A 21,684-nucleotide genomic window follows, 5' to 3' on the forward strand; every position below is an offset into this window, starting at 1 on the left:
TATAGCAATCCTAATTGATGTGCATTAGCTTGCGTGCCGTAGGCATACAAAAATTTTTCAGAACCAAGGACGGGGGCAGTGCCCCGGCGACCCCCTGTTCCATTCTCATTTAGGATTCCTATAAAAAAAATAAGGCAAAAATTACCCCTGGCGCAGGGGGGAATCACTCCGGTAGGGCACCCGGCCGCTCGGCACCACCTGGGAAGCGGGTTCCAAATGCACCTCCTGGTCATCAAAGAAAATGTGCGCCCCAAACGCCTGCAAAACCGCATCCTTCGGCAGACCCCCCAGGAAAAAAGCCGCATCCACCCGCACCCCCCACGCCCGCAGGGTTTTGATCACCCGTTCGTGGGCAGGACTGCTCCGTGCCGTCACCAGGGCAATGCGTACCGGCGACTGTTCCGGCGGCACCTGCTGTTGAATCGTACTGAGGGTGTGCAGAAATTTGGCAAACGGCCCGGCGGGTAAGGGTTGGTCCGCCCGTTCCCGTTCATGGTTACAAAAGGCCGCCAAACCCTGCTGTTTGTACACCCATTCCGCCTCATCGGCAAACAAAACCGCATCCCCATCAAAGGCGATCCGCACCTGTTGCGCCTGGGGAGCCAACCCCGGTGGGGGCGGGTACAATAAAGCCGCCGCAATCCCCGCATCAATCGCCGCCTGCACCTCCGACTCCTCCCGGGAGAGCAATAAATCCAGATGAAAAGCCTGAAAATAGGGCACGATGGACTCCCCCCCCGTCAACGCCGCCCGGGTAATATCCAGCCCATAGTGTTGAATCGTATGGAAAATCCGCAGTCCCGTGTCAGGACTATTGCGGGACATAATAATTACTTCCACCAGTCGTTTGTCCGTCAATTCATTCAACCGCAGGAGTGCCTGCACCAGAGGAAACGCCGTTCCGGGCGGCAAAATTTCCTGCTCATGCTCTCGCTGATAGGCACTGTAGGCGGCTAAGCCCTCGGTCTGGAAAATTTCATCCTCCCGACTCAGATCAAACAAAGCCCGGGAAGAAATGCCAATGACCAGCAAACCGGCTAAAGAGTAGGACATTGAGCCTTGCACATTTTAGATTTCATTGTGACGGATTTGCCCCGCTGGGTAAACCCTGCCTCGCCTGAAGATGTAGCAATTAAGCAACAGAAATTTCCCAGAACCAAGTACGGAAGCGGTGCCCCGGCGACCTATCGGTACCCCATCCTTTACCTGCGGGTGGCAAAAATCCCAGTCATTGACCAGGTTCAGCCGTAGGGAAATGCTGAGTGACGTAGGTGATCGCTTCGGTGCGGTTGGTAATTTCCCGGTCTAAAAATGCTGAACGCACCTGGGCTAAAATCCGGCGAAATTCGGGGCCCGGTCGGTAGCCAAGTCGCTGTAAATCCTCACCGTTCAAAGGGGCGGTTTTTTGTGACCAATGCTGTAGGTAATGCCATAAAATTTTTTGCGTTTTACCCCGTTGTCGCACCAGCACACCATACAAAAATTCTCGCTCGTAGGGGTCTAATTTTTGACAGATTTGACTGACGGATAAATCCAGAAGCAGGGGAAGATGGGATTCTAAAGTTGTTAATTGCCCCAGCCGTTTCTGGGCACCCAAGGGTAAATGTAAGTTACAAGCAACAGGTTCCCGGGCCTCAGCCGGTACATAGCTCAGTAGCAGTTCCGTGCGACAGGTGGGGGGAAACTTCCCATAGCTGGCGTAGCGCAGGGTGCGTTCCAATGCCCCAGTCCAATGCAGTTCGGGATGAATACACGCCCACGCCCCCAATGCTTCTAACCAACGTCCCGCCCGTACCCAGCCAGCCGTCTGCCACAGGTACGTTAATTCCGCCCGTAACCGGGTTTGTAAAGCAGGGGCTTGTCCCGGTTGTTGCCGCCAAAATTCGTACACGCCGCTGGCGAGGGTGTCCTGCCATTGTCCTAACGTTTCCGGGGCAAAGGTCAGTCCATAGCGTACCCCGTAGCGCACGCCCCGCCATAAACGGGTGGGGTCATCCCGAAAACTGTGGGGGTGGAGAACCCGTAGGTACTGCTTTTGTAAATCATTTTGTCCGCCCAGGGGGTCGAGCAGGGTGTCGCCGGGGGGCAACGCCAGTGCCATCGCATTGATGGTAAAGTCTCGGCGGTAGAGGTCCTGGTGGATGGTTGCCGGGGTGACGATGGGGTTGGCGGTGGGGTGGGGGTAGGTTTCCTGGCGGGCGAGGGCAATGTCCAGGGCTAAATCGGACCAGTGGAGGTCGCAGGTGAGAAATTTGGGGTGGGGTTGCACGGTAGCGCCGGGACGCAGGGCGGTGATGAGTGGGATGAGTTCGGTCAGGGCGTGGGGTGGGGCTTGGTCAAGTACCAGGTCTATATCGGGGAGGGTGATGGTCTGGTTTTGGGTGTGCGCCAGCCACAAATCCCGGACACCGCCGCCGACGAGATACCCCTGCCAACCCAAGTCCGCTATGATGCGGGCAATCTGGGTCAAAAATTGCCGCTGGTGGGGGTGTAACTGGTGCCAAAGGGGGTGCATCCGGGGGAATGGGAACCGTAAATGGGAAAAATTACCGAGACCTGCCTAGAATGAATAATGCCTACGTTAACAATAAATTTAGATTGTCTCAAAAGTTGCTTCGGTTCCGAACAAGGGTGGGGTGGCACTGGGAATGTTGAGCGGGTTGGTCGGACTGCCCTTGGTGGCAATCGTGGGGGTGTGGTGCTGTCCTGTCGCTTGGGTGCGGCGGGTGGCGGTGGGGGGCGGGGTGGCGCTCCTGCTGTGGACGGGGCTGGTGTTGGCGCACTTTGATGTGCATACCGCTGGTTGGCAGATGGGGGAACAGGTGCCCTGGCTGGGGATGCTGGGGTTGAATTATGCGCTGGCGGTGGATGGGTTGTCCCTGCCGTTGTTGGGCTTGAATAGTTTGGTGCTCCTGCTGGTGTTGGCGAGTGAACCGCCGGTGGTGCGTCCCCGGTTGTATTACAGTTTGCTGTTATTGGTGGGTGCGGCGGTGGCGGGGGCGTTTTTGGCGCAGAATTTGCTCCTGTTTTTCCTATTTTATGAGTTGGAATTACTGCCCTTGTATTTACTCATTGCTATTTGGGGGGGGGCACGCCGGGACTATGCGGCGGTCAAGTTTTTGGTTTATACGGCGATTTCAGGACTGCTGTTGCTGGCGGCTTTTTTTGGCTGGGCGGTGCTGAGTGGGGCGGGGGGGTTTGATTACGTTGCCCTGCACCCGGAAGCGTTGGGGCTGGGGGCGCAAATTGGGGTATTGGTACTCCTGCTGTTGGGGTTGGGGATTAAAATTCCTTTGGTGCCTTTGCATACCTGGTTGCCGTCTGCCCATGTGGAAGCATCCACGCCGGTTTCGATGCTGTTGGCGGGGGTGTTGTTGAAGTTGGGCACCTATGGGTTGGTGCGGTTTGGGGTGCAGGGGTTGCCCCAGGCGTGGCGGGTGTTGGCACCCTTTTTGGCGGGGTGGGCGGTGGTGAGTGTGCTGTACGGCTCGCTGATGGCGATTGGGCAACGGGATATGAAGCGGGTGGTCGCCTACAGTTCCATCGGGCACATGGGGTATGTATTGCTGGCGGCGGCGGCGGCGACTCCTGTGGCGTTGGTGGCTACGGTGGCGCAGATGGTCAGTCACGGGTTAATTTCAGCCCTATTGTTTGCCCTGGTGGGGGTGGTCTATCGGGTGACGGGCACAAGGGATTTGACCCAACTCCAGGGTCTGCTCACGCCGGAACGGGGTCTGCCGGTGGTGGGGAGTCTGATGATTTTGGCGGTGATGGCGAGCAGTGGCATTCCGGGTATGGTGGGGTTTGTGAGCGAATTTATGGTGTTCCGGGGCAGTTGGTCGGTGTTCCCGGTGTGGACGCTCCTGGCGATGGTGGGCACGGGCTTGACCTCGGTGTATTTTCTCCTGCTGGTGAATCGGGCGTTTTTTGGGCGGTTGACCCCGGCGTTGGCGAATTTACCGGCGGTTTCCTGGGGACAGCGGCTACCGGCAATTGTGCTGGCGGTGCTGGTGGTGGCGTTGGGGTTGCAACCGGCGTGGCTGGTGCGCTGGAGTGAGGCGACGGTGACGGCTTGGGGGTGGGGATGAGGACGGCGGTGGCGGTGGCGACGGTCAAGGAACGGTTGCTGCAAGGGGGGGCACTGCTACCGGATACCCCGGAAAATGTGGTGGAAGTGGTGGCAATTCTCAAAAGCTATGGGGTGGTGCTGGGGTACTATTGGGAAAATTTGATCTATATGTCCCAGGGGCAATTTTTGGTATTATTTCCCTTTTTTAAGTATTTCAATGGGGAAGTAACGTGGGGCAAACTTTTGCGCCATTGGAATCACGACCGAATTAATTATGAATTTTCGGAATACTGTATGCGGGCGATGCTCTGGCATGGGAGTCCGCCGTTGAACCGCTATGTGGATTCCCCGGAGTTTACCCAACTGGCGGAGCGGGCGATTCAGGCTAAAATTCGGGGGAATTTATTCCTACAATTTTTACATGGATGTTTCCCGGAATTTCTGCCGGAGCAGGTGAAAATGATGGTCTATACCAGTGTGTTGGGGCAGTTTTGGCGGGTGATGAGTCCCCTATTTTTAGACCTGTGGGAACGGTATCAGCGGGGGGAAATTCATACAATTACCGACGTGGTGGATCACATTCGGATGGGGTTAATCCAAGCCGCATCCCAACCGATTACCTATGGGGTGAAAATTCGGGGGGAATTTTATCCTTTGCTTCCCGAAACGGCGGGGTTGGATTTTCTCACGGCGGCGGCGGTGCCCTACGTGGAGGCGGTGTTTTTTCGGTCGTTTCCCTTCATGGGCACGGTGTCCTACAATGCCCAGGCGTACCAAATCCCGGCGGATCAGGCGGATTTTACCTACGGTGCGCTCTATGCCGACCCTCTGCCGATTGGGGGGGCGGGGATTCCTCCCACTTTGCTGATGCAGGATATGCGCCACTATCTGCCGGAAGAATTGCGCCAGCGTTACCGGCAGACCCCGCGCGGGTTGGGGGATGTGCGGGTGAAAATCTGCGAGTCGTTCCAAAAGTCCATGTTCTGTGTGACGACGGCGGCGATCCAAGCCCTGGCGCCCTATCCCCTGACCAGTACCGACCCCCAGGAGCGGCGGGCAAATGAACGGTATTTAGACGAGTGGTTGCAACGGTTGCGTGACTCCCGTTTGTTGGCGGTTCAGGGGTAAAGTAAAAAGGAGCGACCGGGAGTGGGGCATGAAAGGGCGGAGACTGCTGGGGTGGATGCTGGCGCTGGTGGTGGCTGGTTGTGCCCCGGATACCAACAAGGTCTATGAGGAGGGGGTGCTGGCGCTCAAACAGGGTCGCCCTGGGGAAGCGGTACAAAAAATGAACCAGGTGCTGCAACTGCGCCCCGACTACCTGCCCGCCTACGAGCAACGGGGGATTGCCTACCTAAAATTGGGGGAATATCAAGACTCCGTCCGGGATTTGACCAAGGTTTTGGAAGCCAATCGGGACAATCCGGTGCTGTTGCGCCATCGTGCCATCGCCTATTTCGCCCTGGGGCGCACGGAACAGGGCAACGCCGACCTCTGCCGAGCCGCCGAACTGACCAAGGATACGAAGGTACAGGAAAATTGTGCCGAGCGGCAAAAAGCCGAGCAAACCCCCGCCCCGGACAATCCCGGTTAAACCCATGAGTCAGCAATTCGACCACCCGCCCCGGATACTATTTCTCTACGGCTCTCTGCGGGAACGCTCCTACAGTCGTCTGTTGGCGGAAGAAGCCGCCCGGATCATCACCGCTATGGGGGCAGAGGTGCGCTTTTTTCATCCCCGGGGTTTGCCCCTGTTCGGCGCAGAACCGGAAACCCATCCCCAGGTACAGGAATTGCGCGCCTTATCCCAATGGTCGGAAGGTCAGGTCTGGTCGAGTCCCGAGCTACATGGGAATATCTCCGGGCTGATGAAAACCCAACTGGACTGGATTCCCCTCGAAATCGGTGCCATTCGTCCCACCCAAGGGAAAACCCTCGCCCTGATGCAAGTTTCCGGCGGTTCCCAGTCCTTTAATGCGGTCAATACCATGCGGCTCCTGGGTCGGTGGATGCGGATGTTTACCATTCCCAACCAGTCCTCGGTGCCCAAAGCCTACCAGGAATTTCACGAGGACGGCACCATGAAGGAGTCCGCCTATCGGGATCGGGTGGTGGATGTGATGGAAGAACTGTACCGTTTTACCCTGCTGTTGCGGGAACGGGTGGACGAACTCACCGACCGCTACAGTGAACGCCAAGCCGCCGCCGCCCAACAGGTTGCCACCCTCGCCAACCAGGCAGTGCAGGCATGAATCCCAGCGAGTCACCTATTCAAGCAAGCCTGTGGTGGGTCATACCGGGAAAACTGGGCGGGATGCGTAAACCCACCCCTGCGGAAATTCCTGGGCTAAAATCCCTGGGCGTGGATGCGTTGGTATCGGTGATGGACGACCCCAGCAACCTGGATTTGTATGAACAAAATCATCTGCCATACCTCTGGCTCCCCACCACCGGCGGGCAAGCCCCCACCCCAGCCCAAGTGCGGGAATTGTCGGAATTTGTCCATACCCAAAATGAACTATCCCACCGGGTTATCGTCCATTGTTCCAGTGGTCGCCGCCGCACGGGGACATTCCTTGCCGCTTACTTGATTCACACCGGGGTCGGAGCCGCTGAGGCGATCCAAACCATTCACCAAGCCAACCCGGCGGTGGAATTGCGGGAAACCCAGATGGCTTTTTTGCAAGCATTAGCCGACCAAGTGCAGGGGTCAAAACAACCGTAGCCATCCCAACCAAACCAACCGCCTCCCGGAACCGTATGCTAGGGTGAGAGCAACGCAGGGTAATCATTTGTCGTTTTTTCAATTTGGCATTCGCTGACCCGTTCCGCCGCCCATTGACCTATAGCTCCCCATGACCTGGAACCTCACCACAACGCACAAAATCTGCACCTACGCCCTAGTGGGGGTCAGTTTGTCTGCGGTCATGATTGCCAATGCCACCCACCCCTTGGCGAATGGGGTGTTTCTCCTGTTGGGGATAGCGAGTTGGTTTTGGGAACCCCCCCGGATTCAGTGGGAACGGTATGCCCGCCTGTGGATGCCCTTGACGGTGGCGGTTTTGGTGGTCTTGGTGCTGGGAACGATTGCCCTGCAAGCCAACCCGTTGGATGCGTCTTTATATTTACTGCTGTATCTGACCCTGGCGAAACTATTTCAGCGGGAACGCCCGGAGGACTACAACCAAGCCACCGCCCTGTCCTTTTTGTTGCTGGCGGCCACGACGGTTTACACCGATGATATTTTGTTTGGTTTGTTGTTTGCCCTGTATGTGATTTTGGGGGTGATGAATTTTACCCTTTACCATCTACGGGTGCAGGTGCGGAGTCATCCCAAGGCGGCGGCCCAGTCCCGGCTGTTTGGTTCCAGGATGATGCTGGCCTTGTTTTGGGTGGCGGTGGCGACCTTTGTGATGTCGGTGGGGTTGTTTTTCCTGTTTCCCCGGATTGGGCTGGGCTTTTTTGGGCGGGGGGCAGGGCAACGGGAAGACACCGTAGGCTTTAATGAGCAGGTGAATATCGGGGATCATGGCCGCCTGAATCAGGATACCCAGGTGGTGATGCGGGTGGAATTTCCCGAAGGTCGTCCGCCCCAGATCATGCCCCTGTATTGGCGGGGGGTGAGTTTTGACCGCTACGACGGCACGGCCTGGGTGCGTACCAAAATGCAGGGGGAGTTAAAATCCGCCCAAGACCGGGTGGTGGAGTTGCAACGACCGGCGGCAAATCTCTCCCTGATTCGCCAGGATATTTATCTGGAACCGTCCCCCCACCAGGTGTTGTTCGCCCTCAACCCCCTCTATCGGGTGAGACTGCCGGAAATGGTGCAGGGTCTGCGGGTGCAGGTGGGGCAGTTGGGGGAATCCCAAGACCGAGCCAGGATTATCCGCCAGTGGGGGCGTTCGGTGTTTTTGACCCGCACCGGCGATGTGTATTACAACTACGTGGGGGATGTGGGGTATCAGTACACGGCCTGGAGCCGCCCGATTTTCCCCAGTGCCAATGATCTGCGCCGGGTGGACTGGGATTTGACTTTGAAACGGGTGAATGAGCTATGGCCGCGCAACACCTATCTGCAATTACCCCCGGATTTGAACCCCAAAATTCGGGAATTGGCGGAGGAACTGACCCGCACCGCGCCCACCACCTTTGATAAGGTGCAGGCGATTGAGGATTATCTGCGTGGCAATTTCACCTACACCATTGACCTGCCCGACCCCGGTGCCCAGCCGCCCTTGGATGCGTTTTTGTTTACCCACCAGCGGGGACATTGTGAATACTTTGCCACAGCGATGACGGTGATGCTCCGCAGTATTGGCATTCCCGCCCGGTTGGTGAACGGGTATCTGGGGGGACGGTGGAACGCCTACGACCAATACCTGGCGGTGCAGGCGGCCAATGCCCACAGTTGGGTGGAGGTGCCCTTTGCCGGGTACAACTGGGTGACCTTTGACCCCACGCCGCCGGGAGCCTTGCCCCAGGTGGGAAACTGGTGGTCGGATTTGTACGATGCCCTGCGATTCCGGTGGAATAAGTACGTGTTGGAGTACAACCTGGATACCCAGATGGAAGGGGTAAAAGCGGTGCAATCCTGGCTCACGCCTGCGGGGAATCGCCCATCCCCCCTGAGCAATTGGCAAACCTGGTGGCAACAAAATGGTCTGCGTCTGGGGGTCGTCCTCGTGTTGACGGGGGTGGGGGGTGCCTGGGGCTATGCCAGTCGGGGGCAATCCTTCCGGGGACGGGACGGGGTGGGGCTGGTGGTACTGGTGGGTTTTACCGGCTGGGTGGCGCAACCCCTAGCGGTGACCTGGGGAGCGGGTTTGGGGGGAATTGCCCCGGCTTTGGCTTATGTTTTAGCCCGTTATCTCCAGTGGGGAAAAACCCAGGCGACCGTACCGGCGATTTCCCGTTTGTATTTACAACTGCGAGACGAATTACCGCAACAGGGGTTGGCAATTACTCCCGATATGGGGCCAATGGCGGTTTTATTGATGATCAAAACCAGTGACCTACCCCAGCGGGATGGAGCCGCCCAGGTGGTGGAAACCTACATGAATGTGCGCTTTGGCGGTCAAGCCCTCAGCCGTTCTGCCTTCCGAACCTATCAACAACAGGTGCAGTCGTTAATCCGAGAATGGCGCACCCGGCAGAAGCAAAAAATCCCCCACTAACTGTTCCACCCGTGCCCGCTGGCGATCCAAAGTGATAATGTGGTCACACGCCGTCAACCAGTGAAAGTATTTTTCCGGGCTGGCCAACTCCTGAAACCCTGCCCAAGCGGCTTGTGGGTCCACCACCCGGTCTGCACGGGATTGGATCATCAGGGTAGGTACCGTGATCTGAGCTAGGGATTTTTTTACTATACTTTGTAATTCCAACGCACTGCGGACAGCGGTTAAATTAAAATCCTGAAAAAAGCAAACCTGGCGGGCTTGGGCTTCCATTTCCGGGTCAGCAATCGGCAAACGCCACCGGGGTAGGCTGGAAATTAGATAACCAACGCTATAAACCAAAGGGTAAAGCCCCCAAGGCATCCCCAAAAAAGGTGCCAATAGAACCAACCGAGCTAGCCTGACCTGGGCCGCCAGATGCAGGGCCAACAACCCCCCATTGGAAAAGCCCACCACCGCCACCTGTGCATGATTTTGAGCCAGGTGTTGGTATTCCGTATGAACACAATCCACCCACTGCGGCCAGGTGGAATCGGGCATCCGGGGTGTGGGTTGGTCATGGCCGGGCAGATTCATCCCCCGCACCGTCCAGCCCTGTTGATGCAGAAGTTCCCCCAGGGGTTGCAGTTCGTACACCCCGCCCCCCAAGCCATGAATCAGCAGACACGCCCCTGCCCCCTTGCCAACGTGGTAAAAAGGTTGATTGGTTAAACGCATCCAATTTTGGGGACGAACTCGCCCATTAGGCTACCATGAAACCCAGGGGGCTGGTCTCTTTCCGAAATTACCCATAAATTGCCCAATTTTTATTATTGATCAGCTGGGGGAAGCAATGGGACAAACCCGGACGTACCATGACCCGGTGCATGGAGCCATTACCCTCGACCGGCGAGACCCGGTGGAAGCCTTGCTGATCCGGTTGATTGATACGGCTCCCTTTCAACGCCTGCGGCGGGTACGGCAATTGGGGGCGGCCAGTTTCACCTTTCACGGGGCGGAAGGCTCCCGGTTTACCCATTCCCTGGGGGTTTTGTGGGTGGCACGGCGGGTGTTTGACCGTTTACAAAGTAATTACCCAGAGTTACACAGCCATCGGGCAGTGGTTTTAGTTGCGGCTTTGTGTCACGATTTGGGACATGGCCCCTACAGTCATACGGGGGAAGAAATGTTCCAATTTCATCATGAAGTATGGACGAGTAAAATTTTATTTGCTCACCCGCAGATTCGCCCAATTTTAGATGAATTTGCCCCGGATTTCGGACAACATATCCTACAAATTTATAAAAATAATTATCCTCTGAAGTTTGCGTGTCAATGGATTTCTGGACAATTAGATTGTGACCGATTGGACTATCTGATGCGGGATAGTTATCTCACGGGAGCGGCTTACGGGCGATTGGATTTAGACCGGATTCTCGCCGCCATTGACTACGATCCCAACCGGGGGGAATTGGTCGTGCATCCCAAAAGTTTAGCCGCCATTGAACATTACTTAGTAGTCCGGTATTTCATGTACGCTCAAGTGTATAACCATCGTAAAAATGTGGCAGTGACATGGATGTTATGCCGCTTAATTAAACGGGCGAAATTATGCCTAGAAAAAATATACTCTGATGCCACGATGACCCGTTGGCTCAGTCAACCGATTGACAGTTTAGAATTAAGCGATTACCTGGCCGCCGATGATGACGTTTTGAATTACCATATACACCGCTGGACGGAAGCTGAGGATGGAATTTTAGCCGATTTATGTCAACGGTTTTTACAACGCAACTTATTCAAAATTGTCGAAATCACCCGCTGTTCTGAGTCAGAGCGACAGGAATTACTCAGGCAAACCCAGCAGGCTGTTCGGGAATTAGGGTGGGATGAGCATTATTATTGCGGTTTGTACCAGCGTTCGATTCGGGGGTACACCCTTTACGACAAGGGCATTCAGGTGCAGACCAATCAAGGCATCCAAGAAATTAATGAACTATCCCCTTTAGTCCAATCCCTCAGCCAAGCCCAGACCCGAGCCTGGTTGATTTATCCCCGGGAATTAACTGCTCAAGTGATAGGATGGCTACCCCAAGGTTAGGTTAAAATTAACCACTTATTAAAATGTCGAATTAATGGGATTCGCCCCCTGATTCATAATGTCCATGTAGGCTACCGTCATCGCACAATAGGTCAACGGTATAGTCAACAGTAAGCCAAAACCGCACAGCAGTAACCCCCCTAAATTAATCAAACCAAGTAATAGCGAAAATCCAAACATTGGGAAAAAGTTTTTGGTCACCAATTGCCGACTCATTTCCATTGCTGGCCAGAATTCTAAATCTTGATCAATGATGAACAGTTGGGCAAAAGAATAGGCAGTTACCAGATAAATTCCTGGTACAATCAGACAGAGAAAACCTAGCAAAGTAAATAAACCAGAAACCAGTGCCGCCATAAAAAATACGGCAAACTTTTCAAACCCCTTGAAAAAGTCTCCGAACTCTACCGGCTCCCCCAATAAATGCTTGTACGCCACAATAAATAAACCAGCATTCAAAACAGGTGAAATGACAGAACTAACAATGGAACCGATAAAGGGAATAAACCCCAGCACTAAATTAATCCCAACGATGACAGCGACATAACCAATAAAAATACCAAGTTTAGGTTGGAGAAGTTCCCAACCCCGAGAAATATATTCACCAATCTTGACTTGATACCCATAGGTTAATAATGGCGTAATATCCCGTGGCGCACCCGTCCTCATAGCCTTCACCCCTTTGAAACTACTTATTAATTCCCATGTTCCAGCGGTAATGTCAAGGTAAGGGGTAATTAACAGAACTTATGAATTATACTCAAGGGCGATGGTTGGACTGGCATTGGGGGGAATAGTACACTAGAGGTTAAGAATTGAGGCAAATTTCATGGCACGCTGGAATGATGAAATGCTGGATCGCTTGGCCGACCAAACCCAAGCCAACACTGAGGCAATTAGCCAGTTACACGTTCAAACCCAAGCCAATGCTGAGGCGATTACTCGGTTAGAAGCGCAAGTATCCGAACTGCGGGAGGGGCAAGCGATGATGATGCAAATTATCATGCAACAACAAAGTTCCATTGAAGAATTGCGTCAAGATACCCGTACCATACAAGCGGATGTGCGCTTACTTTTGGATGTCCTCACCCGCAATTATCCCAACGGTCATCAAGGGGTAAATTAGTAAGTAGAAATCATAATTGGAGTTGACCCTATGGCACGCTGGAATGATGAAATGCTGGATCGCTTGGCCGACCAAACCCAAGCCAACACTGAGGCAATTAGCCAGTTACACGTTCAAACCCAAGCCAATGCTGAGGCGATTACTCGGTTAGAAGCGCAAGTATCCGAACTGCGGGAGGGGCAAGCGATGATGATGCAAATTATCATGCAACAACAAAGTTCCATTGAAGAATTGCGTCAAGATACCCGTACCATACAAGCGGATGTGCGCTTACTTTTGGATGTCCTCACCCGCAATTATCCCAACGGTCATCAAGGGGTAAATTAGTAAGTAGAAATCATAATTGGAGTTAACCCTATGGCACGCTGGAATGATGAAATGCTCGATCGCTTGGCTGACCAAACCCAAGCCAACACTGAGGCAATTACCCGGTTGGAAGCTAAAGTTGAGGCGAATGCTGAGGCAATTACTCGGTTAGAAGCTAAAGTTGAGGCAAATACGGAGGCGATTCGAGAACTGCGGGAGGGGCAAGCGATGATGGTGCAAATTATCATGCAACAACAAAGTTCCATCGAAGAATTGCGTCAAGATACCCGTACCATGCAAGCGGATGTGCGCTTACTTTTGGATGTCCTCACCCGAAATTATCCCAATGGACATCAAGGGGGTAACTAAAATGGTTTTTACTTCTCCCGGCCCGATTATTTGGCAGTTTGGCCCCTTCGCTTTGCGTTGGTATGGACTGTTAATTGGTATATCGGTATTACTCGGATTGAATTTATCTCAATTTTTAGCTAAAAAACGCCAGATTGATCCAAATTTAATTGCGGATTTAGCATTGGCTTTAGTGATTTTTGCCCTGCTGGGTGGTCGGTTATATTATGTCCTGTTTCAGTGGTCGTACTATCAGCAAAATCCCTGGGAAATTTTCGCCCTTTGGCACGGGGGACTGGCGATTCATGGGGCAATTTTGGCGGGTTTGGCGACTACTTGGTTCTATGCACGACAGCAAAAGGTTTCCCTCTGGGCATTAACCGATGTGTTGGTGCCTTCCTTAGCCTTGGGGCAAATGATTGGGCGGTGGGGTAATTTTTTTAATTCGGAAGCCTTTGGGGTGCCCACTGACTTACCCTGGAAACTCTATATTCCCTTGGAAAATCGTCCCCTAGAACTCCGTCAATTTGAGTATTTCCATCCCACTTTTTTGTATGAATCCCTCTGGAATTTACTGGTGTTGGTTTTGCTCTTGAACTTATTTTTTCGTTACCCTCGCCTGCGCCCCGGTACTTTAACTTTGGTCTATTTTTGTGCCTATAGTGTCGGACGGTTTTTTATTGAAGGACTCCGCACCGATAGCCTGATGTTTGGCTCTTTTCGCATCGCCCAGGTGGTGAGTGTGGTCGGTTTGGCGGTAGGGATTGGCGGTTTGCTCTGGTTATATTATTGGCGGCGCAATTTACCGGATGTGGTGCCTGCGGATTCCCGGTACAATAGGCTGTAAACGATTGATCGTCCCTCCCCAAATTTATGAGCGAAGCCTTGAATGTTTTGGGTACCCCTCTGCAACTATGTTGCCGTTCCCCGTTGACCGGCTTTTATCGCAATGGCTACTGTGAAACCGGTCCTGCGGACCTGGGGGTACATACGGTGTGTGCCCAGGTTACGGCGGAATTTCTCCAGTTCAGCAAGCAACGGGGCAACGACCTGATCACCCCGGCACCCCAATATCAGTTTCCGGGATTGAAACCTGGGGACCGCTGGTGTCTGTGTGCGAGTCGTTGGGAGGAAGCTCGCCGCTTCGGGATGGCACCGCCGGTGATCCTGACAGCAACCCACGCCAAAACTCTGGAATTGATCCCGCTCGCCGTACTGCAAGAATACAGCCTCAGTTTGCTTCAGCCCGAGTAATTTGCCACAGGGGCCAGAGGGTCGTCACCAGTCCCGCAAAATGGGCGGCAATCGTATTCAGTAAACCCTGTACCACCAAAATATCCAGGGCATCCACCGGTTGACTGGCAAGGGCAAGGGTACCTTGGGGGACCAACAAAGCCTTGGCGAATAAACTGCCAATCACCACAAAACTGCCCAGCAGAGTCGCCAACATCCCCACCAAAGCCACGCCCATTTCCAGGCACAGGTGGTTCAGGACATTTTCCTTGCGGGGACGATGTTCCCATTCCATCTCCGCCAACCGGCGTGCCAAATCCACACTTTGGTACTTGAGCCAAGTGCCCAGCCCCAGAGAACCAATCCCCACCAACCCCAGGGTCAACCCCGTGCCGCTTTGCAGGTTGATCCGCCGTTGCACAAGGGCAAACAACAGGATGAGCAGAGCCACCACCCCCAACACCACCTGTACCCAAAAGCCCACCCAACTGGCTCGTTTGAGCGTCCGGGCGGCTTGGAGGCGACTAGAACCCGAAGGAGGCACCGGCACCCCCCGCCAATTGGGTAAACAAAGTGGCTAAAAATTGGAGCAAGAGAAACGCCAAAATCGGGGAAAAATCAATGCCCCCCAAGGGCGGAATAATCGAGCGAAACAGATTCAAATAGGGGTCAGTCAGTTGGCTCAGGGTCAACCAGGGTTGGTTATACCAATTAATCGAAGGAAACCAACTCAGCAATACCCGGATGACCAACAACACCAAGTAGATATTAATAAAACTAATGACACCTTGGAGCAATAACGGCACAGTGCTGGACATGGAGCAAACCCCCAACCATTGACCACTTTTATCATAACCGTCCCTGCCCAAAAAATTTGCCCCAGTTAAAATAAAATCCAAAGGCGTTGGCTAATGCTGAACCATGTCGTCCCTTTACGAGCAGGATTTTTACCAATGGACCCAACAACAGGCGGAATACCTACGCTTGGGCAAATTAGAATTACTTGACCGGGAAAATTTGCGGGAGGAAATTGAATCCTTGGGCAAACAACAACGCCAGGAACTCCGCAACCGTTTGGGCATCCTCCTGGGGCATTTACTCAAATGGCACTACCAACCGGCAGGACGGTGCAAAAGTTGGCGAGCCACCATCCGGGAACAACGCCGGAACATTAAACAGGATTTGCAGGAAAATCCCAGTCTCAAGCCTTACTTAGACGAAGCGATTACCCTAGGTTACCAACAGGGGCTAGATTTAGTTGACCGGGAAACCCCCCTCACTTTGGAGCAACTGCCCCCAGATTGCCCCTTTTCCACCGTGCAAATTTTTGAGGAACCCCTGTATTTACCAGGAGAAAAAACGATAAATTTATAACCAAATGCCCCAAACCCATCGCCCTAGTTTTCTCCAAAGCATGGTTATTCCTGCTGTAGCAATTGCACTTGAATTGTAAGTAAACTTCTATACTTAAAAAGTTCATGGTCACAGAGCACCGCCCCGTCTTTGGTTCTCAGGCATTTCTATTCTTTTACAGTCTATTTATCAATTAAAGGATACAAAAAGCCTCGATTATCCTAAAGGCTTAGCATGATTGACCTACAGCAAGTGGGGTTCAATTGTATCCCATTCCCATAACCACTCAAAAGACTGTAATCCGGTAGAATTGGTGTATCAGTACAAATGGTGCTAATTCTGGTATGCTAAAAGGGCATTTAATATAAGTACAAGTCATGTCTGCCAACACCCAGCGTCCCTGGCTTAAATTCGTGATGGTTGTCGGTGGGGCGGCGTTCCTGGGCTTATCCGTGTTGCCATTTGTTGCTAATTTGCTCCCCCCATCTGCGACTCCCACCCCCAGCCCCCAGGATGAACGGGTGAGTGAAGCCAAGGGGTTTGAACTGGTCTTAGCCAAAGACCCGGATAATATTTATGCCCTGCGTTCTCTTTTAGAGATTCGTTTGCAACAAAAAGACCTCAAAGGCGCTTTACCCCTGCTGGCACGACTGGCGAAAAATCACCCCGATGTCGCCGAATATCATATCCTTTTGGCACAAACCCAGGTGGAATTGGGGGACAAGGAAGCCGCCGTCAGCACCTATCGGCAATTTCTCCAACGTCAGCCGGGGAATCTCCTGGCACTGGTGGGGGTAACGGACTTGTTGGTGCAGTTGGAACGCCCCGCCCTCGCCGAATCCATCGTCCAACAGTCCCTGGTAAAGGTCAAACCGGGAACAGCGGATGTTACAGGCATTCAAATTCAGATGGCCCGGATATATCTTGCCCAGGGGAAAGTGCCCCCAGCCTTAGCACTTTTGGATCAATTGATCAAACAAAATCCCCAGGATTTCCGACCCGTTTTTGCCAAAGCCCAAACCCTCAACGCCCTCGGCAAAACCAAGGAAGCCCAACCCCTATTTGCCAAAGCCACCGAACTCGCCCCCCCCGAACACCGGGATGAACTGAAACGCTTAACCGCTGAAGCCACCCAACCCAGCCCCACCCCCACCAATTCACCCTAACTGCCAACAGCGTTCCAGCCACGCCACCTGCTCGGATCGGGGTGCCACCACCTGGGTCACCACACTCCATACCAAAAGGGCGGCCAGCGGGGATTCCACATCAATTTCTAGTGCCTGATGGGGTTCACAGCGGCAGGGAATCCCCAGTTCCTGTAACCGCTGATAGATAGGCCAACGTTGCCCACCACACAACAATCCTTCGACTTCCTGTGCAGGTATCCCCATAAATTTTACGTGCCCCTCCGTGTTCTGACTCAAAGCTCCCTGAGTCGGGAACTTAATGATAATTATAGTCAAAAATCAACCTTTTGAAAATAATTGGCAATAAATGTGGATCTGGGGAATAGCCTCCTGTCCAGGACAGGGCGTGGGGTTTACCTGACTTCTGGGTTAATCCACTCCCTGACCCGAAAGTAAGTCCTTGTGGTACACAAACCCATCCCCTTATACTCGGAGTGCAAACACATTCAGGCAGGGAATGGATGGCACGGGTAGCAGTAGTTTATTTTTCCGGTAGTGGGCACACCCATTTGATGGCTGAGGCGGTGGCGCAGGGGGCGGACTCGGTAGGGGAAACAACGGTGGATTTATTGCGGATTACGGGCGAACAGATCACCAATGGGCGTTGGCGGGATGAGGGGGTGATGGATGTCCTCAACCGGGCGACAGCGATTGTTTTTGGTTCTCCGACCTACATGGGTGGGGTGGCGGCGCAGTTCAAGGCATTTCTGGATGCGGTCAGCGGGGTGTGGTTTCAGCAGGGCTGGAAGGATAAGTTGGCCGGGGGCTTTACCCATTCCGGTTCCCTGTGTGGCGATAAGCAGGGGACGTTACTCTATCTCGCCATCAATGCCGCCCAACACGGGATGATCTGGGTGGGGTCAGCGGAAATGCCGGACGGAATGGGGGTCAACCGCCTGGGGTCGTTTCTAGGGGTGATGGGGCAAAGTCCCTTGGATATGAGTGGTGCCCCGGCCACCCTGGAGGCGGGAGATGGGGAAACGGCCAAGCGGTACGGTCAACGGATTGCTAAAATAGCGCAACAGTGGCAGGAAGTGATAAAACAAATTTGAATGTTTTTGAATATGGGGCACTTCTAAAAATAGGTCGCAGGGGCACCGCCTCCGTCCTTAGTTCTGGAAAATTTCTGTATGCCTCCGGCACGCAAACTAACGTTAATCAAATAAGACTGCTATAGCAATCCCAAGTAAGTTTAGAATAGGGGTCGCAGGGGCGTAGCCCCCGTATTTGGTTCTGGAAAATTCCTGTATGCCTCCGGTACGCAAACTAACGCTAATCAAATAGGACTTTTGTATCTATAGCAATCCTAAATAAGAATGGAACAGGGGTCGCAGGGGCGTAGCCCCCGTTCTTGGTTCTGGAAAATTCCTGTATGCCTCCGGCACGCAAACTAACGCTAATCAAATAGGACTTTTGTATCTATAGCAATCCTAAATAAGAATGGAATAGGGGTCGCAGGGGCGTAGCCCCCGTTCTTGGTTCTGGAAAATTCCTGTATGCCTCCGGCACGCAAACTAACGTTAATCAAATAGGACTGCTGTATATGCTGATTATCTACAGAAAATTTTAAGACTAATCCGGTCTATAAAAGTTCCGCTAATGAACCAGAGGAACTTGGGTAAATTGCTTCCGTCTAAGCGGGCAGTTGTTACGTTATCAATCACCTATGCACACTACTTGGATGACCCGCCTAGGGCTTGCGGGTGGCTTGATTTTGACCTTAGCTACTCCTGGTTTCGCCTTCAGTGATACCCAAAATTTCTGGGCAAGTCGGTGTATTCAAGAATTAGCCAATCGGGGCATTGTTGGAGGTTATCCTGATGGAAGTTTTCGCCCCAATAATCCCGTGACCCGGGCAGAATTTGCCGCCCTGGTTGACCGGGCTTTTTTAACTGGTTCAGGAGCCAGAGGGGGTGCTACGTTCTGGGATGTTTCCCGCAATTTTTGGGCTTATGATGCGATCAATCAAGCGGCGGGGGCGGGATTTTTGTCCGGTTATCCCGATGGGACATTTCGACCTGAACAAAATATTCCCCGGGTGCAGGTTTTGGTGGCGCTCAGCAGTGGGCTGAATGTGACTCCCACCCAGCCACCGGCAGGGATTTTGAATCGGCTTTACCAGGATGCGATGAGTATCCCGGATTATGCCCGCCCTGGGGTGGCGGCCGCCAGCGAGCAACAGTTGGTGGTGAATTATCCCGATGTGAATATCCTGCGCCCCAACCAGTTGGCTTCCCGGGCGGATGTGGCGGCTAGTTTGTGCCAGGGACTGCGGTTAGCGGCTATTCCCAATCAGTACATTGCCGGTTATATGCCGACGACCCCTGCCCAACCCTCAACGGCGACCATTCCCCAGGGAACCCTGATGGTGACCCGCTCCGGCACGCAACGGGTGATCCTCGCCCCCCAGGAGACCCTGCCCTTGACTCTGGATGTGGCGCAGGAGGTACGGGATAGCCAAGGACGGGTGGTAATTCCGGCTGGGAGTAGGATTCAGGGGCGGTTGCAACCGGCGGGGCCAGGTTCCCAGTTTGTGGCGCAAACCATCACCATCGGGGGACAAACCCTGCCCTTGAATGCCACCTCGCAACCGGTGCGGCGGACTCAGGAGGTGAGTGAGCGGAGTTTACGACCCATTTTACCCGGAGCCTTGGTGGGAACGGCGGCGGCGGCTCTGATTGCGGGGGTGTCCGGTGACCGGCGCATTGAGGCGGGGGAAGTGCTGGCGGGTACCGTCACGGGAGCGGCGGCGGGCTTAAATTGGGGGCGCAAACCGGGGCAAGCCCTGCGGGATTTTGGGATTGGTGCGGGTCTGGGTGCCGCTGTGGGGGGGCTGTCCGGTGACCGGCGGGTGACCCCTACGGAAGTCCTGGGCGGTGCGGTTCTGGGTTCGGTGGTCGGGGGTGCGGCGGACCGTCGCCAAATTCGGGAAGTGATCGTGGTGGAACCGGCAACCGATTTGGTACTCACGGTGAATGAACCCCTGACAGTGCCGTTGCCCTAGATGTTTTAGGTGGCTCTAATGGCTAGTGTTCCCTGGGGTGCTGCGCTCCGGGGAATACTCAAGAATCGTAAATTTCGTTGCCCAAGGTATCACACTCCGGCTTGGCTCCGGTAGTATAGGAATAGTCAATTACCCCGGACTGGATGACTCGTTTTGAACAACCCGACCCCACCACCCAACTGGCATTGACGATTGCCCAGGCGGCGGACGAACGGAAGGGACGAGATATTCTGCTGTTGCGGGTTACCGAGCTTTCCTATTTAGCAGACTATTTTGTGTTGGTGACGGGCTATTCCAGTGCCCAGGTGCGGGCGATTGCCCGGGGCATCCAGGATCAGGTGGCGCAACAGTGGCACACCCAACCCCGCCATCAGGAGGGTTCCGCCGAGGGAGGATGGGTTCTCCAGGACTATGGGGATGTGATTGTCCATATTTTCCTGCCCAAGGAGCGGGAATTTTACGATTTGGAACGGTTTTGGGCGCACGCCGAACGGTTGGCTTTTTCCCCGGTTGGCTAGAATAACCGTACCAGGAGAGGTGGCAGAGTGGTCGAATGCACTCGACTTGAAATCGAGCGAGGCGCAAGTCTCCGAGGGTTCGAATCCCTCCCTCTCCGTCCCTGTCGGGATAACTGCCGCCCCATCTGGCTGGTTGGGTGAAGCCATTGCCCTGCCAACTTGGGCAGAATAGTGCAGTCCTGGGGAGTTCCGGTGGTATAGTCAAAAAAGTTCTGTTTTGTGCCCCCCCATGACCGCTGGTTCCCGCCATACCTATCTCCTCAAAAGCACCCAAAACATTCCCCTACCCCGTCCCCCGGTGTGGATGATGCGGCAAGCCGGGCGGTATATGCGGGCTTATCGGGAATTGCGGGAGCGTTACCCTAGTTTTCGGGAGCGGTCGGAAAACCCGGACTTGGCGGTGGAAATCTCCCTGCAACCCTTCCATGCCTTTGCGCCGGATGGAGTGATTTTGTTCTCCGATATTCTCACCCCTTTGCCGGGCATGGGCATCAATTTTGACATCATCGAAAGTCGGGGACCCCTGATTGACCCGCCCATTCGCACGTTGGCACAAATTCAGCAATTAACGCCCCTGGTTCCCGCGGAATCCCTCCCATTTATCGGTCAAATTCTCCGCACCCTCCGCTCGGAAATTGGCGAACGGGCGACCCTATTGGGGTTTGTCGGTGCCCCTTGGACGTTGGCGGCGTATGTGGTGGAAGGCAAAAGTTCTAAAGACTATACGGTGATTAAATCCCTAGCCTATCAAGAACCCCAGGTTTTGCACCAATTACTGGGATTTTTGGCGGAACAGATTGCCACCTATGTCATTTACCAAATTGAACAGGGTGCCGAGGTGGTGCAAATTTTTGATTCCTGGGCGGGACAACTCTCGCCGGTGGACTACCGCACCTTTGTATTACCCTATCAACAAAAATTGGTACAAAAAGTGAAAGCCACCTACCCGGATACTCCCTTAATTTTATACATTTATGGCAGTGGCACCCTGTTAGAATTGATGGCTCAAACCGGCGTGGATGTGGTGAGTGTGGATTGGACGGTGGAAATGGCAACAGCCCGGCAACGATTAGGCAATCTCTGTGTGCAGGGAAATTTAGACCCAGGGGTATTGTTCGGACCACCAGCATTGATCCGCCAACGCATCGGGGAAATTATCCAACAAGCCGGTCCCGTGGGGCATATTATGAATTTGGGGCACGGGGTGTTGGCAACTACTCCAGAAGACCATGTGCGGGTCTTTTTTGAAACCGTGCAACAATGGAACCACAGGCAGGCATAATTGG

The 21,684-nt window shown here is 53.9% G+C and carries 26 protein-coding genes and 1 tRNA gene; 20 read left to right on the top strand and 7 right to left on the bottom strand.

Translation table 11 applies throughout. The annotated features are described in order from the left end of the window. Positions 1-141: 141 nt before the first annotated feature. Positions 142-1,053 (bottom strand): 5'-nucleotidase, encoded by a 912-nt coding sequence (locus MLD66_RS06915; RefSeq protein WP_247216348.1) that lies wholly within the window; start codon positions 1,051-1,053, stop codon positions 142-144. A gap of 6 nt (positions 1,054-1,059) precedes the next feature. Between MLD66_RS06915 and MLD66_RS06920 the strand changes: the two genes are divergently transcribed. Then, a complete protein-coding gene (locus MLD66_RS06920) occupies positions 1,060-1,251 on the top strand; it encodes a hypothetical protein (protein WP_247216350.1) in 192 nt (63 codons plus the stop codon). Here MLD66_RS06920 and MLD66_RS06925 read toward each other — a convergent pair. Next, entirely contained in the window at positions 1,229-2,515 is a 1,287-nt protein-coding gene (locus MLD66_RS06925; protein WP_247216352.1) for a hypothetical protein, read from the bottom strand. The two genes, MLD66_RS06920 and MLD66_RS06925, sit on opposite strands and share 23 nt — an antisense overlap. 133 nt (positions 2,516-2,648) lie before the next feature. Between MLD66_RS06925 and MLD66_RS06930 the strand changes: the two genes are divergently transcribed. The 6 genes from MLD66_RS06930 to MLD66_RS06955 all read left to right on the top strand — a co-directional run bounded on the left by MLD66_RS06930 (position 2,649) and on the right by MLD66_RS06955 (position 9,243). Then, entirely contained in the window at positions 2,649-4,088 is a 1,440-nt protein-coding gene (locus MLD66_RS06930) for an NADH-quinone oxidoreductase subunit M (protein ID WP_247219012.1), read from the top strand. Then, positions 4,085-5,197: a CO2 hydration protein gene (locus tag MLD66_RS06935; RefSeq protein WP_247216353.1), complete on the top strand. Its 1,113-nt coding sequence runs from the start codon at positions 4,085-4,087 to the stop codon at positions 5,195-5,197. The genes MLD66_RS06930 and MLD66_RS06935 overlap by 4 nt, the downstream gene beginning before the upstream one ends. Before the next feature lie 28 nt (positions 5,198-5,225). Further along, positions 5,226-5,663, top strand: a complete 438-nt coding sequence (locus MLD66_RS06940) for a tetratricopeptide repeat protein (RefSeq protein ID WP_247216355.1) — start codon at positions 5,226-5,228, stop codon at positions 5,661-5,663. Between the two features lie 4 nt (positions 5,664-5,667). After that, entirely contained in the window at positions 5,668-6,321 is a 654-nt protein-coding gene (arsH, locus tag MLD66_RS06945) for an arsenical resistance protein ArsH (protein ID WP_247216363.1), read from the top strand. A gap of 62 nt (positions 6,322-6,383) precedes the next feature. Further along, positions 6,384-6,794 carry a dual specificity protein phosphatase family protein gene (locus tag MLD66_RS06950; protein WP_247216364.1) on the top strand — a complete coding sequence of 137 codons (411 nt, stop codon included), beginning with the start codon at positions 6,384-6,386 and terminating at the stop codon, positions 6,792-6,794. Between the two features lie 130 nt (positions 6,795-6,924). Then, complete coding sequence (locus tag MLD66_RS06955; protein WP_247216365.1) at positions 6,925-9,243, top strand: DUF3488 and transglutaminase-like domain-containing protein; 2,319 nt, start codon at positions 6,925-6,927, stop codon at positions 9,241-9,243. Here the strand turns inward: MLD66_RS06955 and MLD66_RS06960 are convergent. Further along, complete coding sequence (locus MLD66_RS06960; RefSeq protein ID WP_247216366.1) at positions 9,196-9,960, bottom strand: alpha/beta fold hydrolase; 765 nt, start codon at positions 9,958-9,960, stop codon at positions 9,196-9,198. The genes MLD66_RS06955 and MLD66_RS06960 overlap by 48 nt on opposite strands. A gap of 115 nt (positions 9,961-10,075) precedes the next feature. Between MLD66_RS06960 and MLD66_RS06965 the strand changes: the two genes are divergently transcribed. Then, positions 10,076-11,323 carry an HD domain-containing protein gene (locus tag MLD66_RS06965; protein WP_247216367.1) on the top strand — a complete coding sequence of 416 codons (1,248 nt, stop codon included), beginning with the start codon at positions 10,076-10,078 and terminating at the stop codon, positions 11,321-11,323. An 18-nt stretch (positions 11,324-11,341) separates the two neighbouring features. On the opposite strand, the gene MLD66_RS06970 is transcribed toward MLD66_RS06965, so the two are convergent. Next, a complete protein-coding gene (locus tag MLD66_RS06970) occupies positions 11,342-11,992 on the bottom strand; it encodes a hypothetical protein (protein WP_247216368.1) in 651 nt (216 codons plus the stop codon). Positions 11,993-12,152: 160 nt separating this feature from the next. Here MLD66_RS06970 and MLD66_RS06975 point away from each other — a divergent pair, with 160 nt between their 5' ends. From MLD66_RS06975 to MLD66_RS06995, 5 genes are read left to right on the top strand one after another with little or no spacing between them, the layout of a single operon-like run. Next, positions 12,153-12,449 (top strand): hypothetical protein, encoded by a 297-nt coding sequence (locus MLD66_RS06975; protein WP_247216370.1) that lies wholly within the window; start codon positions 12,153-12,155, stop codon positions 12,447-12,449. Between the two features lie 30 nt (positions 12,450-12,479). Next, complete coding sequence (locus tag MLD66_RS06980) at positions 12,480-12,776, top strand: hypothetical protein (protein WP_247216370.1); 297 nt, start codon at positions 12,480-12,482, stop codon at positions 12,774-12,776. A gap of 30 nt (positions 12,777-12,806) precedes the next feature. Continuing rightward, positions 12,807-13,124, top strand: a complete 318-nt coding sequence (locus MLD66_RS06985; protein ID WP_247216372.1) for a hypothetical protein — start codon at positions 12,807-12,809, stop codon at positions 13,122-13,124. Position 13,125: 1 nt separating this feature from the next. Then, positions 13,126-13,950, top strand: a complete 825-nt coding sequence (lgt, locus tag MLD66_RS06990; RefSeq protein WP_247216373.1) for a prolipoprotein diacylglyceryl transferase — start codon at positions 13,126-13,128, stop codon at positions 13,948-13,950. Positions 13,951-13,976: 26 nt separating this feature from the next. Beyond that, positions 13,977-14,357 (top strand): DUF2237 domain-containing protein, encoded by a 381-nt coding sequence (locus MLD66_RS06995; RefSeq protein WP_247216375.1) that lies wholly within the window; start codon positions 13,977-13,979, stop codon positions 14,355-14,357. Here MLD66_RS06995 and MLD66_RS07000 read toward each other — a convergent pair. Together MLD66_RS07000 and MLD66_RS07005 are read right to left on the bottom strand one after the other, a co-directional pair. After that, on the bottom strand, positions 14,335-14,880 hold the full coding sequence (locus tag MLD66_RS07000; protein WP_247216376.1) for a DUF3611 family protein: 546 nt from the start codon (positions 14,878-14,880) through the stop codon (positions 14,335-14,337). The genes MLD66_RS06995 and MLD66_RS07000 overlap by 23 nt on opposite strands. Continuing rightward, on the bottom strand, positions 14,861-15,154 hold the full coding sequence (locus tag MLD66_RS07005; protein ID WP_247216377.1) for a YggT family protein: 294 nt from the start codon (positions 15,152-15,154) through the stop codon (positions 14,861-14,863). Before MLD66_RS07005 ends, MLD66_RS07000 begins: the two co-directional genes overlap by 20 nt. 103 nt (positions 15,155-15,257) lie before the next feature. Between MLD66_RS07005 and MLD66_RS07010 the strand changes: the two genes are divergently transcribed. Together MLD66_RS07010 and MLD66_RS07015 are read left to right on the top strand one after the other, a co-directional pair. After that, on the top strand, positions 15,258-15,710 hold the full coding sequence (locus MLD66_RS07010; protein ID WP_247216378.1) for a DUF29 domain-containing protein: 453 nt from the start codon (positions 15,258-15,260) through the stop codon (positions 15,708-15,710). Positions 15,711-16,066: 356 nt separating this feature from the next. Then, on the top strand, positions 16,067-16,855 hold the full coding sequence (locus tag MLD66_RS07015; RefSeq protein ID WP_247216379.1) for a tetratricopeptide repeat protein: 789 nt from the start codon (positions 16,067-16,069) through the stop codon (positions 16,853-16,855). Here the strand turns inward: MLD66_RS07015 and MLD66_RS07020 are convergent. Then, positions 16,847-17,080, bottom strand: a complete 234-nt coding sequence (locus MLD66_RS07020) for an Asr1405/Asl0597 family protein (protein WP_247216381.1) — start codon at positions 17,078-17,080, stop codon at positions 16,847-16,849. The genes MLD66_RS07015 and MLD66_RS07020 overlap by 9 nt on opposite strands. A 257-nt stretch (positions 17,081-17,337) precedes the next feature. On the opposite strand from MLD66_RS07020, the gene MLD66_RS07025 reads away from it, so the two are divergent. The 5 genes from MLD66_RS07025 (at position 17,338) to hemE (ending at position 21,680) form a co-directional block, all read left to right on the top strand. After that, positions 17,338-17,928: a flavodoxin family protein gene (locus MLD66_RS07025; protein ID WP_247216383.1), complete on the top strand. Its 591-nt coding sequence runs from the start codon at positions 17,338-17,340 to the stop codon at positions 17,926-17,928. Between the two features lie 629 nt (positions 17,929-18,557). Continuing rightward, complete coding sequence (locus MLD66_RS07030) at positions 18,558-19,880, top strand: S-layer homology domain-containing protein (protein ID WP_247216385.1); 1,323 nt, start codon at positions 18,558-18,560, stop codon at positions 19,878-19,880. A gap of 143 nt (positions 19,881-20,023) precedes the next feature. Next, positions 20,024-20,398, top strand: a complete 375-nt coding sequence (gene rsfS / locus MLD66_RS07035; RefSeq protein WP_247216388.1) for a ribosome silencing factor — start codon at positions 20,024-20,026, stop codon at positions 20,396-20,398. Between the two features lie 13 nt (positions 20,399-20,411). After that, positions 20,412-20,496, top strand: a tRNA-Ser gene (locus MLD66_RS07040). Between the two features lie 131 nt (positions 20,497-20,627). Next, entirely contained in the window at positions 20,628-21,680 is a 1,053-nt protein-coding gene (gene hemE, locus MLD66_RS07045; RefSeq protein WP_247216390.1) for a uroporphyrinogen decarboxylase, read from the top strand. Positions 21,681-21,684 lie beyond the last annotated feature (4 nt).

The organism is Synechococcus sp. C9, assembly GCF_022984075.1.
Classification (GTDB): Bacteria; Cyanobacteriota; Cyanobacteriia; order Gloeomargaritales; family Gloeomargaritaceae; genus Gloeomargarita.

Excerpts from the sequence above, each read along its gene's own strand:
- MLD66_RS06950 (WP_247216364.1), top strand. The coding sequence starts at position 6,384 with ATGCGTAAACCCACCCCTGCGGAAATTCCTGGGCTAAAATCCCTGGGC.
- MLD66_RS06975 (WP_247216370.1), top strand. The coding sequence starts at position 12,153 with ATGGCACGCTGGAATGATGAAATGCTGGATCGCTTGGCCGACCAAACC.
- MLD66_RS06965 (WP_247216367.1), top strand. The coding sequence starts at position 10,076 with ATGGGACAAACCCGGACGTACCATGACCCGGTGCATGGAGCCATTACC.
- MLD66_RS07010 (WP_247216378.1), top strand. The coding sequence starts at position 15,258 with ATGTCGTCCCTTTACGAGCAGGATTTTTACCAATGGACCCAACAACAG.
- MLD66_RS07015 (WP_247216379.1), top strand. The coding sequence starts at position 16,067 with ATGTCTGCCAACACCCAGCGTCCCTGGCTTAAATTCGTGATGGTTGTC.
- MLD66_RS07030 (WP_247216385.1), top strand. The coding sequence starts at position 18,558 with ATGACCCGCCTAGGGCTTGCGGGTGGCTTGATTTTGACCTTAGCTACT.
- MLD66_RS06995 (WP_247216375.1), top strand. The coding sequence starts at position 13,977 with ATGAGCGAAGCCTTGAATGTTTTGGGTACCCCTCTGCAACTATGTTGC.
- MLD66_RS07020 (WP_247216381.1), bottom strand. The coding sequence starts at position 17,080 with ATGGGGATACCTGCACAGGAAGTCGAAGGATTGTTGTGTGGTGGGCAA.
- MLD66_RS07025 (WP_247216383.1), top strand. The coding sequence starts at position 17,338 with ATGGCACGGGTAGCAGTAGTTTATTTTTCCGGTAGTGGGCACACCCAT.
- MLD66_RS06930 (WP_247219012.1), top strand. The coding sequence starts at position 2,649 with ATGTTGAGCGGGTTGGTCGGACTGCCCTTGGTGGCAATCGTGGGGGTG.
- MLD66_RS06960 (WP_247216366.1), bottom strand. The coding sequence starts at position 9,960 with ATGCGTTTAACCAATCAACCTTTTTACCACGTTGGCAAGGGGGCAGGG.
- MLD66_RS06925 (WP_247216352.1), bottom strand. The coding sequence starts at position 2,515 with ATGCACCCCCTTTGGCACCAGTTACACCCCCACCAGCGGCAATTTTTG.
- MLD66_RS06970 (WP_247216368.1), bottom strand. The coding sequence starts at position 11,992 with ATGAGGACGGGTGCGCCACGGGATATTACGCCATTATTAACCTATGGG.
- MLD66_RS07005 (WP_247216377.1), bottom strand. The coding sequence starts at position 15,154 with ATGTCCAGCACTGTGCCGTTATTGCTCCAAGGTGTCATTAGTTTTATT.
- MLD66_RS06985 (WP_247216372.1), top strand. The coding sequence starts at position 12,807 with ATGGCACGCTGGAATGATGAAATGCTCGATCGCTTGGCTGACCAAACC.
- MLD66_RS06935 (WP_247216353.1), top strand. The coding sequence starts at position 4,085 with ATGAGGACGGCGGTGGCGGTGGCGACGGTCAAGGAACGGTTGCTGCAA.
- rsfS (WP_247216388.1), top strand. The coding sequence starts at position 20,024 with ATGACTCGTTTTGAACAACCCGACCCCACCACCCAACTGGCATTGACG.
- MLD66_RS06915 (WP_247216348.1), bottom strand. The coding sequence starts at position 1,053 with ATGTCCTACTCTTTAGCCGGTTTGCTGGTCATTGGCATTTCTTCCCGG.
- lgt (WP_247216373.1), top strand. The coding sequence starts at position 13,126 with ATGGTTTTTACTTCTCCCGGCCCGATTATTTGGCAGTTTGGCCCCTTC.
- hemE (WP_247216390.1), top strand. The coding sequence starts at position 20,628 with ATGACCGCTGGTTCCCGCCATACCTATCTCCTCAAAAGCACCCAAAAC.
- MLD66_RS06940 (WP_247216355.1), top strand. The coding sequence starts at position 5,226 with ATGAAAGGGCGGAGACTGCTGGGGTGGATGCTGGCGCTGGTGGTGGCT.
- MLD66_RS06955 (WP_247216365.1), top strand. The coding sequence starts at position 6,925 with ATGACCTGGAACCTCACCACAACGCACAAAATCTGCACCTACGCCCTA.
- arsH (WP_247216363.1), top strand. The coding sequence starts at position 5,668 with ATGAGTCAGCAATTCGACCACCCGCCCCGGATACTATTTCTCTACGGC.
- MLD66_RS06980 (WP_247216370.1), top strand. The coding sequence starts at position 12,480 with ATGGCACGCTGGAATGATGAAATGCTGGATCGCTTGGCCGACCAAACC.